The sequence below is a fragment of the Mesorhizobium shonense genome (genome assembly GCF_040545255.1).
In the GTDB taxonomy this organism is placed as follows: domain Bacteria; phylum Pseudomonadota; class Alphaproteobacteria; order Rhizobiales; family Rhizobiaceae; genus Mesorhizobium; species Mesorhizobium shonense.
Map to the genome: position 1 here is coordinate 316,936 of NZ_JBEPLM010000001.1, position 15,543 is coordinate 332,478.

Annotated in this window: 13 protein-coding genes; 4 read left to right on the forward strand and 9 right to left on the reverse strand. The window is 65.1% G+C overall.

The annotated features are described in order from the left end of the window. Positions 1 to 67 precede the first annotated feature (67 nt). The 7 genes from ABID26_RS01840 to ABID26_RS01870 all read right to left on the reverse strand — a co-directional run bounded on the left by ABID26_RS01840 (position 68) and on the right by ABID26_RS01870 (position 7,383). Positions 68 to 1,069: a Rieske 2Fe-2S domain-containing protein gene (locus ABID26_RS01840; RefSeq protein WP_292300175.1), complete on the reverse strand. Its 1,002-nt coding sequence runs from the start codon at positions 1,067 to 1,069 to the stop codon at positions 68 to 70. Then, positions 1,066 to 2,211, reverse strand: a complete 1,146-nt coding sequence (locus tag ABID26_RS01845; protein ID WP_292300174.1) for a GNAT family N-acetyltransferase — start codon at positions 2,209 to 2,211, stop codon at positions 1,066 to 1,068. The genes ABID26_RS01840 and ABID26_RS01845 overlap by 4 nt, the downstream gene beginning before the upstream one ends. Beyond that, entirely contained in the window at positions 2,208 to 3,464 is a 1,257-nt protein-coding gene (locus tag ABID26_RS01850) for a F390 synthetase-related protein (RefSeq protein ID WP_292344762.1), read from the reverse strand. Before ABID26_RS01850 ends, ABID26_RS01845 begins: the two co-directional genes overlap by 4 nt. Beyond that, complete coding sequence (locus ABID26_RS01855; protein ID WP_126101125.1) at positions 3,461 to 4,294, reverse strand: MBL fold metallo-hydrolase; 834 nt, start codon at positions 4,292 to 4,294, stop codon at positions 3,461 to 3,463. Before ABID26_RS01855 ends, ABID26_RS01850 begins: the two co-directional genes overlap by 4 nt. After that, positions 4,291 to 5,271, reverse strand: a complete 981-nt coding sequence (locus ABID26_RS01860) for an NAD-dependent epimerase/dehydratase family protein (protein ID WP_292300169.1) — start codon at positions 5,269 to 5,271, stop codon at positions 4,291 to 4,293. The genes ABID26_RS01855 and ABID26_RS01860 overlap by 4 nt, the downstream gene beginning before the upstream one ends. Positions 5,272 to 5,273: 2 nt before the next feature. Beyond that, positions 5,274 to 6,266, reverse strand: coding sequence for a 3-oxoacyl-ACP synthase III family protein (locus ABID26_RS01865; RefSeq protein WP_292300167.1), 993 nt, complete (start codon positions 6,264 to 6,266; stop codon positions 5,274 to 5,276). Positions 6,267 to 6,585: 319 nt separating this feature from the next. Then, positions 6,586 to 7,383, reverse strand: a complete 798-nt coding sequence (locus ABID26_RS01870; RefSeq protein ID WP_292304951.1) for an alpha/beta fold hydrolase — start codon at positions 7,381 to 7,383, stop codon at positions 6,586 to 6,588. A gap of 118 nt (positions 7,384 to 7,501) precedes the next feature. Here ABID26_RS01870 and ABID26_RS01875 point away from each other — a divergent pair, with 118 nt between their 5' ends. Beyond that, entirely contained in the window at positions 7,502 to 8,422 is a 921-nt protein-coding gene (locus tag ABID26_RS01875; protein ID WP_292304952.1) for a LysR family transcriptional regulator, read from the forward strand. Here the strand turns inward: ABID26_RS01875 and ABID26_RS01880 are convergent. Both ABID26_RS01880 and ABID26_RS01885 read right to left on the reverse strand, forming a co-directional pair. After that, positions 8,419 to 8,868, reverse strand: coding sequence for a DNA polymerase III subunit chi (locus ABID26_RS01880; protein WP_126101130.1), 450 nt, complete (start codon positions 8,866 to 8,868; stop codon positions 8,419 to 8,421). The two genes, ABID26_RS01875 and ABID26_RS01880, sit on opposite strands and share 4 nt — an antisense overlap. Positions 8,869 to 8,878: 10 nt before the next feature. Then, the gene (locus tag ABID26_RS01885; RefSeq protein WP_292371536.1) at positions 8,879 to 10,420 is read right to left on the reverse strand and encodes a leucyl aminopeptidase; all 1,542 of its coding nucleotides are present in this window, start codon (positions 10,418 to 10,420) and stop codon (positions 8,879 to 8,881) included. A gap of 350 nt (positions 10,421 to 10,770) precedes the next feature. Here ABID26_RS01885 and lptF point away from each other — a divergent pair, with 350 nt between their 5' ends. The 3 genes from lptF to ABID26_RS01900 are packed head-to-tail and all read left to right on the forward strand — an operon-like array spanning position 10,771 to position 15,469. Then, complete coding sequence (gene lptF / locus ABID26_RS01890; protein ID WP_126101132.1) at positions 10,771 to 11,970, forward strand: LPS export ABC transporter permease LptF; 1,200 nt, start codon at positions 10,771 to 10,773, stop codon at positions 11,968 to 11,970. Between the two features lie 2 nt (positions 11,971 to 11,972). Continuing rightward, entirely contained in the window at positions 11,973 to 13,055 is a 1,083-nt protein-coding gene (gene lptG, locus ABID26_RS01895) for an LPS export ABC transporter permease LptG (protein WP_126101133.1), read from the forward strand. Then, positions 13,055 to 15,469 carry an LPS-assembly protein LptD gene (locus ABID26_RS01900; RefSeq protein WP_292304720.1) on the forward strand — a complete coding sequence of 805 codons (2,415 nt, stop codon included), beginning with the start codon at positions 13,055 to 13,057 and terminating at the stop codon, positions 15,467 to 15,469. Before lptG ends, ABID26_RS01900 begins: the two co-directional genes overlap by 1 nt. The last annotated feature ends 74 nt before the right edge of the window (positions 15,470 to 15,543 follow it).

The window sequence follows — 15,543 nt, forward strand, 5'->3', positions numbered from 1 at the left end:
GGGGGAGATGTCCGGCAGGACAGAGGGGGGTGTGACGGAATGAGGCGCCCGTCGCCTTCGAGCCTGCTCACAACTCGATCTGATGCACCCTCGGCTCGCTTGCCGCGGGCGGCAGTTTCCCCTCCATGATTGCCGCGATATCCCGGCGCAGGAAATCGAGCGGGCCGATTATCGGCAGCGCCTGTGGCGCGAAACGGGCGTTGTCGCTCGCCGATTTCAGCACGCGGCGATCCTGGTGCAGCGCGATATTGAACAGTGACTTGAAGGCGAACGCCTTCAGCTCACCAAGCAAGCCCTGGCGCCGCCCGATCAGCCAGCCTACGCCCTCGACGGTGCGTTCGTCGGCCTGACGCAGATGAAAGGTCGTGGCGAGCACCAGCCCCTCCCTGCCCCAATATTCAAGCTCGGCGATGCCGGGATGGCGGAAGCGGCCTATGGTCCTGGTCCGCTCGCCCTCGAGCAGCCGGCTGATCAGCCCTTGCTGGCGCTCTTCGCCGGTATAGGTCGCCTCGACCCAGCCCTCGCCGCCCGTCACCTCGACCCGCACCAGATGACGCTTCGAGGTCAGGCCGCGCAGCAGGCCCTTGTGCGTGAAATGGGTGTGGGTGGCATCGAGGATGTTTTCGGCCGCATCGATCACCGTCGACTGCGTCGATGAGCGCACCCGCCGCGCGATGATGTCCTTGCCCTGCATGCAATGGAGATAGGGTTCGCCCTGCGGCACGCCGGAGGAGACGAAGACGACGCCGTCGCGCTCGATGGCGGCGAAGCGGCGCACCCGGTAATGCGGCATCTCGCCGACATGGCCGGGAATAGTCGTGCAGCGGCCTTCGCCGTCATAGCGCCAGCCATGGTAGGGGCATTCGATCTCGCCGCCGGTCACCTTGCCGGTCGAAAGTTCCACCAGACGGTGCGGGCAGCGGTCGAATAGCGCGGCGATGCCTTGCGCCGAGCGGAACAGCACCAGCGGCGCGCCATCGAACAGGATGCGCTTCGGCCGCTTGCCGATGCCGGCCGAGAGCGCCACGGCCTGCCAAAAATCCTTCCCGTGGTCGCGGCGCTCGCTCACAGTTCGAACCTCCTGAGCAAAGGGATGCCGACCAGCGCCAGCACGGTTTCCATGGCGCGGATCGCCATTCGCCGGCGGCGCGGAAGATGGCCGGCGTAGACGGCGTTGTATTCGATCGCGGCAATAGCGCCGCGCCGGCGCTTGAAGCCGGCGGCGCCGGCGCTCATGTTGAAGAACAGGCCTTGCGCCGTGGCATGGTCCTGCCCCATCGCCATCACCATCCGGTAGAGCCCCTCGCCGAGCGGCAGGCTGGTGTCGTAGCCGACGATCGGCTGCGTGAGCGTGCCGCCGTTCTCGAACAGGCCGGTGACGGCGACCAGCTCGCCGCCCGGACGGCGCAGGCCGGCAAGGCTGATGATGCCGCGCCGATGCATCTCGGCGATGTAGCGCGCCGTGTAGTGCGGATTGAGCGGCGTGTATTTTTCCAGATAGAGCATGTTGTAGAGCGCCTCGGCGCGCGCATAGTCGGCCTCGGTGAAGTCCGCATCGCCGACCCGCTCGAAGGGCGTGGCGCCGAGTTGCTTGCGGTCGAGCTTCATATTCTTGGTCATGGCGGGCGCGGCGCTGCGGTCGGCGAAGATGTAGATCTGCCGCGCCGCCAGCATGCGAAAGCCCTCCGCCTTCAGCGCGGCAATGGTCGCCGGATCGGCGATCTCGTTCAGCGAGCGGATGAGGATGGCATGATCGGGAAAGCGCGCGACCAGCGCGGCGCGGAGCGCCGCGACCGTCTGCCGGTCGAGCAACGGCATAGGATTGGTTGAATAGAGCCAGTTGTTGACCTGCACCTGATGGTCGAGGCCGCTTGCCCTAACCAGCGGCGCGCAGGCACCGATAAATGCCTGAAGGGCGCGGCGCAGCAAAGGATGGGCCGCGAAGTTGCGCGTCTCGTCTATGGCATAGTCGATATAGGCGCCGGAGGGGCAGCAGATGTAGCAGTTCGGTGCGTCGCTCGCATCGTTGAGCGTCAGCGGGAAGGTTCGGCCGGCGACCTCGAAAGTCTCGACTTTGGTCGTCAGGTTTGCAACGAGGTTGCCTACCGGCATCTCATTGAAAAGTCGGACGAATGCCTCAACCTTTGCCGGCTTGTTTTCGACCCGGTCGGCTTGCTGTGCCGGCCTTGCCGCGATGGCCACCCGGCTCATGGAACCCGCTCCAGCCGGCATTCGACGCGGCGCAATTTGCGGCTAGTCTCCAGCGGCAGCGGCGCACGCACCAGCGTGACGGTTGCGGTAGTACCTCGTCCCTCCAGCAGCGAGCGCACTGCCTGAAGCGCCGCTGCCGCAGCATCGTAGGCAAGGCTGGGTGGGAGTCTCAGCTCGATCGCGTCCGGCGCGGTCTGGACGAGCCGAAAATCGTCGATGCGGCGGTCGGCCTTGAGCACGGCGTTGCGCAGCACATCCGGCGTGACGAGGATCGGACCGCTTTTCGAAAGGAACCGGAAGACATCGTCCATGCGGCCGACGACTTCTTCCACGCGGCGTAGCGGCGAGCCGCATTTGCAAGGCTGGCCTGAGAGGCGCAGCAGGTCATTCATGCGGTAGCGCGCCATGATCTGGGTCTTGCGACGGAAGGCGGTGACCAGTGGCGTCACCAGCCCCTCGCCCGCCGGCTCGAATTCGAAGAAGACTGAGTCCTCGGCGAGATGCAGGCTGCCCTGCCGGCAGGTCACGGCGAGCAAACCTTCGGTCGCCATGTAGATCTGCTCGAGCCGCAGCCGGAAGAAGGCCTCGATCACCGGGCGGTCGACCGGATCGAGTGTCTCGGCGGCCGAGAAGATACGCTTTGGCGCAAGTCGGAACCCCTCCGCGGCGAAATGCCTGAGCATCTTCGGCGGCGCGATGACCACCGTCGGGTCGAAGGTTTCCAGCGTCTCGCGCCAGCCCTCCGGCCCGAGCGTCAGGTCGAAGAAGGCGAGCTTGATCAGCCTCGACCTGCGGGCGCCTTCGTATAGCCCGGTGTTCTGCGGCAGGATGACGGCGACACGCATGCCGCGCCACAGGAGATCGGGCGCCGCCTTGGCGAGGATCGCGCCCAGCCAGCGGTATTTTTCCGCCTCGGAAATCACGAACAGGCCGCGATTGCCCGACGTGCCGGTGCTGGCTCCGACGGTGAGACTGTCTACGCGCCCATCGCGGGCCAAGGCTGCCCAAGCCTCGGCGGCGGTGATGCCATGAACATTGAAATCTTCGAAGCGCGCCATCAGCAGCGCCTTGTCGGCGATCGGCAGGTCGGTGAGACGAGCCGGCGCGTGGCGATAGAAGGGCGCGCGCGGCAGGTCGCGGTCGAGGAAGCGACGCAACGCTGCCGCCTGCCAGCGCTCGAAGTCGCCGCGGCTCTTGCGCGAAACCCAGCGCGTCAGGGCAAAGGAGCCGACCGCTTCCGCCAGAGCGTTCATCCCGCCTCCAGATCGCTCGATGCGAGATCGTAGGTTGTCAGCGCGGGATCATGGCACAGCATCACCTCGCCGCCGGCAGCGAGGAAGCGGCGCAGCATGGCGCTGGTCGGCTCTATCGCCGCGGCATCCTCGGCAATCAGCGTGGCCGGGAAGCCGGGCGTGCGTTTTTCCGTCAAGGCGGAGAGCAGCCATTGCACATCGACGGCGTAGAGGAACGGCCGATCGATCCGGGCAAAGAGCAGGCCGAACTGGCCATCGGCATGGCCAGGAAGATCGACGGCGATGACGCTGCCGTCGCCGAAGAGGTCCACGCCGCCGGGAATGTCATTGCGTGCTTCGACGTCCGGCTTGGAGGACAGGCCGTCCAACCGCGTTTCGAAATCCGGCGGAAAGAGCTCGGTGAAGACGCCGTGGCGCACGTTCTGCCGCGGCGTGCGCGCCTTGGCGTGGGCCCAGGCAGCGTCGCTGGCGATGAAGCGGGCGTTGCGAAACAGCGACAGTCCGGAAATGTGGTCGGCATGGAAATGCGTGACGATGACGGTGCTGATGTCATCCGGCGACAAGCCGAAACGCCTCAGCACCGGCGAGACCTGTTCGGCGGCGTTAAGCTCGGGCTTCAGCAGCGCGCCGTAGAGGCGCAGCATCCGGCCTCGTCGCTCTCCTGAAAGCGCTTCCGGCGTATAGCCGGTATCGACCAGCACCGGCCCTGCAACGGGATGAAAGATCAGCCCGTAGCGGACGCGCAGCCGCACGCTTTGCCAGCTGCCGCCGTGCAGGATCAGCCGCTCGGCGGCGCTGACCCAGGCGCTGTTGGCGAAGACGATCTTCATGCGACACCTGTGGCGAAGGTGCGGTCGAGCCCCTCTTCGAAAGAGATTTTGGGCGTCCAGCCGAGCACGCGTCTCGCCTTGGAAAGATCGAGGCTTTGGGCATAGGCGAAGAGGCCGAGCCCGTAGCGGGTGACCGGCGGCTCGGGCCGGCCGGGCAGCCTGAGCGCCACCGTTTCCATCAGGCCCGCCGCGAGCATGGCCGGCAGCAGCGGCATCGGCCGCCAGCGCGCCTTGAGCCCGGCGCGGACGCAGGCCTCGTCGGCGATGCGGCGCACCGGCAGCACCTCGCCGCCGGAGATGTTGAAGATCTGACCCTCGGCCTCCTTCGGCGCCGTAAGCACCGCGATGACCGCATCGACGACGTCGTCGACATAGGTGAGATCGATCGAAGCCTTGCCGCCGCGGAACAGCGGCAGCGGCCGGCTCTTCGCCGCCTTGATCAGGCGCGGCAGCAAGGCGCGGTCACCGATGCCGTAAATGCCGCGCGGCCGCAGCACCACAGGATGGATTTCGGGAGCGCCCCGCACGATCCGCTCCGCCTCTCGCTTGGTGCGGGCATAGTGATTGACGGGGTCGGGCAAGGCCATGTCCTCGGTCAGGCCGAGTTGGTCGCGAAAAGCAAAGCAGACGGACGGGCTGGAGATGTGGACGAAGCGGCTGGTGCCCTGGCGCTTGGCGAAGTCGAGGAGGTTCCGCGTTGCCGCGACATTGGCCGCCACGAAATCCTGCAGCCGGCCGAAAGGCGACGAGAGTGCCGCGCAATGGATGATCCGCTCAACCCTGTCGAGCCTTGGATCGCACGCGCCATCGAGCGGCTGCGCAAGATCATGGCGGATGATGCGATGGCCGGCGGCCTCCAGCGCGGCGCAGCGCTCGGCATCACGGCCGAGGCCTAACGCCAGCGTGCCCGAAGCCGCCAGCCGCGCCAGCACGTGGGAGCCGAGAAAACCGCTGGCGCCGGTGACGAGCACGACCATCGTCAGGTCTCCAGCGCCATGCCGCCGAAGGACACGCCGGCGGATGTGCCTAGGAAGAGCAGCTTCGTGCCCGGCGCCACGCGGCCGTCGCGGCGCGCGACATCGAGCGCGAAGGGAATGGAAGCCGCGATCTGGTTGCCGAAGCGGTCCGCAATGTCGACCAGTTTTTCAGGCGCGAAGCCAGTCTGGCGCGCCATGTGTGCCAACGCGAATGGGCTGGCCTGATGCGGCACGACGAGATCGACATCCTGATGCCGCCAGCCGGCGCGCTCCAGCAGGGCGGCGACGAAGCTGTTGAAATGGCGCGAGGTCAGCCGGAACAATTCCTTGCCGTCCATGTGGAAAAGGCTGTGGCGGGCGAACTCCTCCGGCTCCTTGCGGAAATCGAAACGTGTGCCGCCGGCGCCGATACCGCAGGCTTCCCAGGCTGACGGGTAGGTGCGCATCAGGCTCGCCGCCACGCTGCCCTCGCCCGGCTTGGCCCTGCGCCGCAGCACGGCAGCCGCCGCGCCATCGCCGAAGAGTGCCGCGACCTCCGGCGCGTCCCGCCACGGCAGCGCGCGCGAGGCGATCTCGGCGGAAAACACCAGCGCCGTCTCGCACTGCCCGGCCTCGATCATGCGGCCGGCGGTTTCGAAGGCGGTGAGGAAGCCAAGGCAGGTGCTGTTGACGTCGAAGGCGGCTGCCGAACCATCGGCGAGCCCGAGGCGATGCATGACCAGAGGCGCCGTCGCCGGCAGCGGCTGGTAGGGCACGCCGCAGCCGCCGATGATGAGATCGACGGCGCTGGGCTCGAGGCTGGCATCAGCAATCGCAAGGCGCGCGGCAGCGCAAGCCAGATCGATCTGCGATTCGTCCCCGCAGACATAGCGTTGTACGACACCGGTGGCGCCTTCGAGCGCGCCCCGGCCGAGGCCAAGCCTCTCCTCCAGGGCGCTCGTGGTGACGCACTCTGCCGGCACCGCCCTGCCGGTTCCGACGATTCTGATCCGCATCCTCCCCCCATGCGTGCACTCGCGTCTATCTAAACCAAAATGTGGATCAGGTGCGATGGCAACGATTCTGTCGAGGGGATAAAAACGCCGGCGGTTTTTCACTATCGCAGGTCGGCGCCGCCCCTCATTGCCCTGCCGGGCATTTCTCCCCGTATAGTGACGGGGAGAAAGAAGCCGTTATCGACGGTTTCGCCAATCGTCGGGATGGCCAAGAAATGGTGCTGTGGCGGCGGCCAGTTCCCTTCTCCCCGTCACTATACGGGGAGAAGGTGCCGGCAGGCGGATGAGGGGCAGCGCCGACGTCCGATGCCTTGCGTTTCTATCGCGCGATAAGAAACCGCGTCACCGCCTCCATGAACTCCACTGGGCGCTCGACATTGAGCAGATGGACGCCGGGAAGCAGCACAAGCTCGGCGCCGGGGATTGCCGCCGCGATTGCCTCGCTGTGACTTGCCAGCGTCACCTTGTCGTCCTCGCCACCGATGACCAGCGTCGGCGCGGCGATCAGCGAAATCGTTCGGCGCAGATCGGCGTCGCGCACCGCGGCGAAGCATCCCGCGAGGCCTTGCGGCGACATGGCAAGGATCGCTGCGTGAAATTCCTCGACCGTTTTATTCGGCCCGGCAAGCATCGCGGCCGGGAACCAGTTGCGCATGAACATGTCCGCCGTGGCTGCGAGGTCGCTCGCTGCACACACGTTGCGTATCTGCTCGTCGAAATAGGACGCCGGCCCAAGATGCGGCGAGGTGTTGGAGAGGATCAGGCGCTCGATGCGCTCCGGCGCATGGATGCCCAGCCACTGGCCGACGAAGCCGCCCAGCGATAGGCCAAGGAAATGCACACGGGCAAGCCTGAGGAAATCGAGCAGTTCCAGCACATCTCGCCCGAGACGGTCGAGCGAATAGGCGCCGGCCGGCGCATCGGAGCCTCCATGGCCGCGAAAATCATAGCGCAGCACCCGGAAGGACTTGGCGAGTTCAGCAACCTGGCCGTCCCACATGTGCAGTGTCGTGGCGATCGAATTGGACAGCACAAGCACCGGCCGGCCTTCCGGCCCGTCGAGTCTGTAGGCGATGCGGGCACCGTCGCCGGTCGTGAAATGAAGTGTTTCGGTCATTTTGGTCCTCATCCTGTTTGGCGGGAAGTCTCCCGCGTCAGTTCGATGAGGAAGCTAGGTCTGGTTACTATCGAAGAAAATTACTATGATTTGACAATCTCTGTAGGAGATTCCGACATTGCACGATCTGAAACTCCACGACCTGAGGTGCTTCGAAGCCGTGGCGAGCGAGGGCAGTTTCCAGGCCGCCGCGCTTGTCCTGAACCGGACGCATCCTTCCGTCTTCGCCGCAGTCGCGCGGCTGGAAGAGCAGCTCGGCCTTACCCTGCTCGACCGCAGCGGCTATCGCGTGAGCCTGACGGAGGAAGGCCGGCAGTTCCATGCGCGTGCTCGGCTGGCGCTGCGCGATCTTGAACATCTCCGGAGCTATGCTGGGCAGCTGGCGAGCGGCGAGGAAACCGTCCTGCGCGTCGTCATGGGCGATGTCTGCCCGAGGCCTAAAATACTCGGCCTGCTCAGCCGCTTCTTTGCCGAACGATCCCGCACCCGCCTGCATCTGGAATATGAGGCGATCGGCGGGCCGGTCGAACGGCTGATGGACGCCGAGGCCGATCTCGTCTTCCATCGCGCCAATCCGTCCGATCCGCAGCTCGAGCGGATCGATCTCTGCCAAGTGGGCTTCGTGCCGGTGGTGGGACCGGGCTTCCTGCCCTTCGACAGGGAGCATGACATCACCCCGGAAGCGATGCGGCCCTTCACCCAGTGCGTGATCCGCGATACCGCGCGGCGCCCCTCGCCAGAGAATTTCTTCGTCATCGACGGCGCGCACTCCTGCTCGACGCCGGATCACATGATGAAGAAGGAGCTGATCCTGCACGGGCTTGCCTGGGGTCATCTGCCCGAATGGCTGATCGAGGACGAGCTTCGAGACGGGAGGCTGATCTCCATCGCCAGCAGGCATATCCCCGGCCGCATCGAGACCGTTGCGGCAGTGCGGCGACGCGACCGGCCGCACGGGCCGGTGGCCGAGGCGTTGTGGCTTTATTTGCGGGCGCAGGGACGCGACCAAACCCTAGAGGATCGGGGCAGCGTTCCTTAAGCCTTGCGTTCCCACCGCCGGTCCGGCGTCTGCTGCCAGTAAGTGACGGCGTGGCCGGCCTCCTTCAAGGCCTTCCACTGGACCCGCGCGCCTTCCAATTGCGCCGCGTCATGGCCGTCGAACAGGAAGACGGCACGCTCGTAGCCGGAAAGCTCGGGCGGGTTGGCGCCATCGACGAGGAAGCGTATCTGCGCGGCATTGGGGTTGCCCTCGCCGGTGGTGAGCAGGATCGGCTGCTCAGCCGGATAGGCTTCGCGGTCGGTGGCATGCGCGAGGAAGGAATCGTCGCGAAAAGTCCACAGATGCTGGTCGAGCGCGTCGCGCCGGTCCTCGGTGCCGGTCTGCACGACTGCGCGCCAGCCGCGCTCGACGCTGCGCTCGAGGAGGCCCGGCAGCGCCTCCTCGAGCGTCGATTCCGTCAGGTGGTAGAACAGGATGTCGGCCACCTTGAAAGCCTTACCCCTCGTGGTGGTCGCGCACCAGCCTATCGAGCAGCCTGACGCCGAAGCCGGAACCCCAGGACTGGTTGATCTCGCTCGCCGGTCCGCCCATCGCGGTGCCGGCAATGTCGAGATGCGCCCAGGGCGTGTCCTTGACGAAACGCTGCAGGAACTGGGCGGCGATGATGGCGCCGCCATAGCGGCCGCCGATGTTCTTCATGTCGGCATTCTTGGAATCGATCAGCTTGTCATATTCGGCGCCGAGCGGCATGCGCCACAGCCGCTCCTGCGTCGCCTGGCCGGCGCCGGTCAGCTGGCCGGCCAGTTCGTCATTGTTGGAGAACAGGCCGGCATAATGCTGGCCGAGCGCGACCATGATAGCACCGGTCAGGGTCGCCAGATTGACCATGAATTTCGGCTTGAAGCGGTCGTTGGTGTACCAGAGCGCATCGGCGAGCACGAGGCGCCCTTCAGCGTCGGTGTTGAGCACCTCGATGGTCTGTCCGGACATCGAGGTGACGATGTCGCCCGGCCGCTGCGCGTGGCCGTCGACCGCGTTCTCGACCAGGCCGATGACGCCGACGACATTGGCCTTGGCCTTGCGGGCGGCCAGCGCGCTGATCAGTCCGGTGACGGCGGCCGCACCGCCCATGTCGCCCTTCATGTCCTCCATGCCCGAGGCCGGCTTCATCGAATTGCCGCCGGTATCGAAGGTGACGCCCTTGCCGACGAAGGCGATCGGCGCCTCCTTGGCCTTGCCGCCCTTCCATTGCATGACGGCCATGCGGGCGCCGCGCGGCGAGCCTTGCGCGACGCCAAGCAGCGAACCCATGCCGAGCTTCTTCATCTCCTTCTCGGTGAGGATCTCGACCGAGACGCCGAGGGCTTCCAATTCCCTGGCGCGGGCGGCGAACTCGACCGGCCCAAGCGCATTGGCCGGCTCGTTGACCAGGTCGCGCGCCAAAAGCACGCCGCCGATCACCGCCTCTTCCTCCGCGAAGGCTTTTTTCGCGGCGGACGGGTCGGTGCAGTGGATGATTATCTTGACGGGCTTCGCCGTGTCGGCCTTTTTGGCCTCCGCCCCCTTGGCGCCGGCCCCTTTGGCGTCAGATTGGCCCTCTTCCTTGTCCTTCCTGGTCTTGTACTTGTCGAAGCCATAGCTGCGCAGGAGGATGCCGGCGGCAAGGTTCGCCGCCTGCCTGCCGTCCGGCTGGAGCTCTGGCAGATCGAGGATCACGGCGGCTTCGGTCGCCTTGCGCAGCGAAGCCGCAACGGCGCCGCCGAGCTTCAGCCAGGCATAGTCGTCGAGGCTGGCGACCTTGCCGGCGCCGATCGCGACCAGCCGGTCCACCGAGGTCCCTTCCGGCGCCAGTACCTCGGCCGAGCTCGCGAACCTGCCGGAGAAATCGGCGACCGGAAACGCGCGAGCAAGCGCACCCGCCGGGTCGCATGCCTTCGCGGCCTCGCCAAGGCCGCCGCCGTCGGCCGCGAGCACGAAGACGCTGCCTTTTTTCGGCGCGGCGAATTTGGCGAAGGCAATCGAAGGTCTCGAAGTCATCAGATCCTGCTTTCGGGGTGAGGCGCCGCGAACCGGCTTTCAAGCGTGCGCGACATTTGGTCGTTTTCGGGCATTTGGCAAGACTTTGGCCGAAATCACTGTCTATATCGGCGTCGAAACCAACGAAGGATTCGTCGCGGCAAGAGGTAAGCTTCCTGCCGCAACCTGTTGTTAACCATCAATGTTTCGCATTTCTTATCCATTGACGCGGACACTCCGCCGCGCCGGGGCGCGTGGCGTGGGAGCGACAAACCAGATGAGCCGCCTATGGACCCGGTTGTGCGGGCGTCACCGGATGACTACCTTGTCGGCGGGCATGATGCCGTTCGGCACAATCGAGAAAAGCCTTCATGAAGGTCGTTGAACGCTACATCATGCGTCGCACCGCTGCGATGTTCCTGGCGGCGCTGGTCTGGACGCTGGCGATCGTGTGGACGACGCAGGTGCTCGCCAAGATCGACCTCGTCACCGACAGCGGCCAGTCGGCGCTGACCTTCTTCGAAGTCGCGGCCCTGATCATCCCTTCGATCATTCCGATCGTTGTGCCGTTCGCGCTGGTGGTCGCGGTGGCGCAGACGCTAAGCGCCATGAATACGGATTCGGAACTGGCGGTGATCAACGCGGCCGGCGCCTCGCGCTGGACGATCGCGCGGCCGATCCTCCTGCTGGCGCTGGCGGCAAGCGTCTTTTCCTTCGCCGTCGACAACGGCGTCGACCCTTATGCCAGGCAGAAGAACCGCCAGCTGGTGGCAGCCTCGCGCGCCGACCTCTTGTCACTGATCATCCAGGAAGGCACTTTCCGCAAGATCGACGACGGCCTGTTCCTGCAGATCGGCGAACGGCTCCCCGACAACAAGCTCGGCGGCATCTTCGTCGCCGATTCGCGCGAGGAAGGCGCCAACCTCACCTACTACGCCAAGACCGGCAGCATCGTCGAAAAAGGCGACGAGAAGGTGCTGATGATGAACGACGGCGTCATCAACCGCAAATCGGTGACTGGCGACCTCTCCGTCATCCGCTTCACCTCCTACGCCTTCGACCTGTCGGCCTTCATGTCGGCGGCGAACGAAATCACGCTGCTGCCCAAGGACCGGACGACGCAATATCTGCTCAATCCGGATCCCAACGACAGGATGTTCCAGCGCCAACCCGGCAGCTACACGGCCGAGCTCGACCAGCGTTTCTCCGAGTGGTCCTATTCGCTGGTGTTCGCGCTGATCGCGCTCGCCGTGGCCGTCGACGCACGCTCGCACCGCGAGGCGCGCATCCATCCGCTGATCACGGCAATCGCAGTCGCCCTTTTCGTGCGCTGGCTGGGTTTCTTCGCCGCGGGCAAGGCCGACAAGGTCTGGTACTACGCCTATATGGTCTATGCCGTGCCGATCGTGGCATCGGCGATCTCCGTCTGGTTCATCGTCTCCTCGCGAAGCATGGAACTGCCGTCCGCCTGGGCCGACTGGATGACGAATCTCGCCGGCCGCGCCGGCGAGGGCTGGACCGCGCTCAGGCTGTGGTTCGCCCGGCGCGGCACCTCCGGCCAGGGAGCCTGACGATGGGCTGGACGCTGGGCCGCTATTTCTTCTTTCGCTATGTGACGATCACCGTCTGGTTCTTTCTCGGCCTGCTGGCGCTGGTGTTCCTGATCGATTTCACCGAGCTTTCGGGCCGCACGACCGGGCTGCCGGGCTTCACCTACGGCACCGCCTTCGCCATTTCGGCGCTGAGGATGCCGATGATCATGCTGCAGACGGTGCCTTTCGTCGGGCTGTTCTCGGCGATGGCGACGCTGGTGTCGCTCAACCGCCGCTACGAGCTGGTCATCGCGCGTTCGGCCGGCGTTTCGGCCTGGCAGTTCCTGTTCCCGTGCTGCGTCGGGGCGCTGATGTTCGGCGTGCTGTCGGTCGGTGTGCTCAACCCGATCGCCGCGCACGGCTTTTCATGGTCCGAGCAGATGGAAAACCAGCTGCGGGCCGGCAAGTCGAACGCCGTCCCGCAGGACACGACGCCCTGGCTGAGGCAAAAGACCAGCTCCGGCGACACCATCATCGGCGCCCGCGCCATCCTCAACCAGGGCCTGGAGATGGCCGACGCGGTGTTCTTCGTCCTCGACCAGCAGGGCAACATCGTCGAGCGCAAGGATGCCGCGCGCGCCTTCCTGCGCGACGGCTACTGGGAATTGCAGGACGTCAAGCTGTTCAAGGACGGCAATATCCGTCCCGAGGCTTCCGACCGCGTGCCGACCAATCTCAAGCCGGAATTCGTGCAGGAGCGCCTGGCGCGCCCGGAGACCATCCCGTTCTACGAGCTGCCCAGCAAGATCGAGGTTGCCCGCTCCTTCGGCCTCAAGGCAAATGCCTTCGCCATGCAGTTTGATTCGCTGGTGGCGCTGCCGTTCCTCCTCGTCGCCATGACGCTGATTGCGGCAACGGTTTCAATGAGATTTGCGCGAATGGGGCAGTCGGCGACGATGATTCTGGGTGGCGTCCTGGCCGGCTTTCTGCTTTATGTCGTTTCGGTACTGGTCAAGGCATTCGGGGTCGCCGGATTCGTGCCTACAATGGTGGCTGCATGGGTTCCGGTTGTCGTGGCTATGTTCTTTGGGGTGACATTTCTGCTATACAAGGAAGACGGCTAGTGAGGGAGGCTGGTTTGCGCAGCCATAGGCAGGCCGGTTTGGCACGCCTTTATGGGGCGACCGCCTTGGCATGTCTGTTCGCCTGCGTGGTACCGACGGTACCGGCGCTGGCGCAGACTATCACGGCGAATCCCGTTCCCTCCGGCACGCAGATGCTGCTGGCCGCCGATACGCTCGTCTACAACAACGACAACCACACCGTGACCGCCGTCGGCAGCGTGCAGATCGACTATGGCGGCAACAAGCTCGTCGCCCAGCGCGTGGAGTACAACCGCGACACCAAGCGGCTTGTCGCCAGCGGCGCCGTCGAGCTGATCAACAGCGACGGCACCAAGATCAACACCGACCATATCGACATCACCGACGACTTCGCCGACGGCTTCGTCAACGCCTTGCGCGTCCAGACGGTCAACGATGCCTATTTCGCTTCCGAGAGCGCCGAACGCATGGGCGGCGTGCTGACGACGTTCCACAACGGCGTCTACACCGCCTGCGAGCCTTGCGAGGACAAGCCCGATTCGGCGCCGACATGGCGCGTCAAGGCGCGCAAGATCATCTGGAACGGCGAGAAGAAGACGGTTCGCTTCGAGAACGCGAATTTCGAGTTCTTCGGTTTTCCGCTCGCCTATCTGCCGGCCTTCGAGATCGCCGACCCGACGGTCAAGCGCAAGAGCGGCTTCCTGATCCCGGGCATCGTCTACAACACCCATCTCGGAGTCGGCGTCAAAGTCCCCTATTATTTCGCGCTCTCGCCGACCTACGACCTCACCGCCACCGGAACCGGCTATACCAAGCAGGGCTTCCTCGGCGAGGCCGAATGGCGCCAGCGCTTCAACAATGGCGAATACAGCCTGAAGATCGCCGGCATCCAGCAGCAGGATCCCGACGCCTTCATCGGCACGGGTAATCGTCACACTGTCGATTCGGGAGATCTCAACGATCCCAACAAGTTCCGCGGCATGATGGGCACCAATGGCCAGTTCGCCATCAACGAGCGCTGGAATTTCGGCTGGGACGTGCTGCTCCAGACCGACAAGAATTTCTCGCGCACCTATAACATCGACGGCTACAACGGCCTCGTCCACCAGTCGTCGATCTATCTGACGGGCCTGAGCGACCGCAATTATTTCGACGTCAGGGCCATGCGCTTCGAGGTGCAGGAAGACACCCTCTCCAGCGATCCGACGGCGCGCGCGGCCAAGCAGCCCTGGGTGCTGCCGTCGTTCGACTACGCCTATATCCCCGACATGTCGGTGGCCGGCGGTCAGTTGTCGCTCAACGTCAATGCGCGCGTCATCAGCCGCGACCGCTTGGATGCGGTGTTGGCCGATAACACTATCCCGACCTCCATCAACAATGTGCGCGGCCTCGAGGGGCAATCGAGCCGATTGACGGCCGAAGCCGAATGGAAGCGCACCTTCACCACCGACGGCGGCCTTCAATTGACGCCGTTGCTCGCCTTCCGTGGCGATGCCGGCTACGTCTCGACCACATCCGAATCGCTGGCCGCGGTCAACCAGATGGCGACGAATCTCGGCGAGGACGTCGACATGCGCTCCTCGCTAGCCCGCTACATGGCCACGCTCGGCCTGGAGATGCGCTGGCCGCTCCTGTTCTCGATGCCGAACTCCAGCCACGTCCTGGAGCCGACGGCACAGATCTTCGTGCGGCCGAACGAGCAATATGTCGGCGGTCTGGCGGTTCCGAACGAGGACGCGCAGAGCTTCGTCTTCGACGCCACCACGCTGTTCGAGCGCGACAAGTTCTCCGGCTACGATCGCATCGAAGGCGGCACGCGCGCCAATGTCGGCTTCCGCTATTCGGGCGCCTATGAAAATGGCTGGGGCACCAACGCCATCTTCGGCCAATCCTATCAGCTGGGCGGCGAGAACTCGTTCGACGCGCCGGACCTCGTCAATGTCGGCGCCTATTCGGGGCTGCAGACCGCGAAATCCGACTATGTCGGCCTTGTCGGCTTCAACAGCCCGAGCGGCTTCTCCGGCTCGCTCAGCGGCCGTTTCGACGAGCAGAGTTTCGAGGTCAGGCGCGCGGAGATCAAGGCCGCCTATTCCGGCCTGCCGGTTTCGCTCAGCGCCAAATATGCCTTCATCCAGGCGCAGCCGCTCTATGGCTTCGCCACGGACCGCCATGAGGTGACGCTCGGCGCCTCGACGCATCTGGCTCAGAGCTGGCGGGTCTTCGGCACCGGCACCTACGATCTGGAGACAAGCGTCCTTGTCAAGGACGGCGTCGGCTTCGCCTACAACGATTCCTGCTTCACCTATGTGATGACGTTCTCGCAGACGCGCGACACGGTCACCAAGGAGGTGTCGCAGAATATCGGCTTCAATCTGTCGTTCCGCACCCTCGGCGATTTCGGCACGTCGACCAGCGCCGTCGACACGATCCAGTAAGTGGAGGCCAGCAAGCGGCGGCAGGCACGGGCCGCGGCGTTGCGCATCGCTTCGGGCGCAGACGATCCCGTGGA

Excerpts from the sequence above, each read along its gene's own strand:
- ABID26_RS01845 (WP_292300174.1), bottom strand. The coding sequence starts at position 2,211 with ATGAGCCGGGTGGCCATCGCGGCAAGGCCGGCACAGCAAGCCGACCGG.
- ABID26_RS01850 (WP_292344762.1), bottom strand. The coding sequence starts at position 3,464 with ATGAACGCTCTGGCGGAAGCGGTCGGCTCCTTTGCCCTGACGCGCTGG.
- ABID26_RS01855 (WP_126101125.1), bottom strand. The coding sequence starts at position 4,294 with ATGAAGATCGTCTTCGCCAACAGCGCCTGGGTCAGCGCCGCCGAGCGG.
- ABID26_RS01860 (WP_292300169.1), bottom strand. The coding sequence starts at position 5,271 with ATGGTCGTGCTCGTCACCGGCGCCAGCGGTTTTCTCGGCTCCCACGTG.
- ABID26_RS01865 (WP_292300167.1), bottom strand. The coding sequence starts at position 6,266 with ATGCGGATCAGAATCGTCGGAACCGGCAGGGCGGTGCCGGCAGAGTGC.
- ABID26_RS01870 (WP_292304951.1), bottom strand. The coding sequence starts at position 7,383 with ATGACCGAAACACTTCATTTCACGACCGGCGACGGTGCCCGCATCGCC.
- ABID26_RS01885 (WP_292371536.1), bottom strand. The coding sequence starts at position 10,420 with ATGACTTCGAGACCTTCGATTGCCTTCGCCAAATTCGCCGCGCCGAAA.
- lptF (WP_126101132.1), top strand. The coding sequence starts at position 10,771 with ATGAAGGTCGTTGAACGCTACATCATGCGTCGCACCGCTGCGATGTTC.
- lptG (WP_126101133.1), top strand. The coding sequence starts at position 11,973 with ATGGGCTGGACGCTGGGCCGCTATTTCTTCTTTCGCTATGTGACGATC.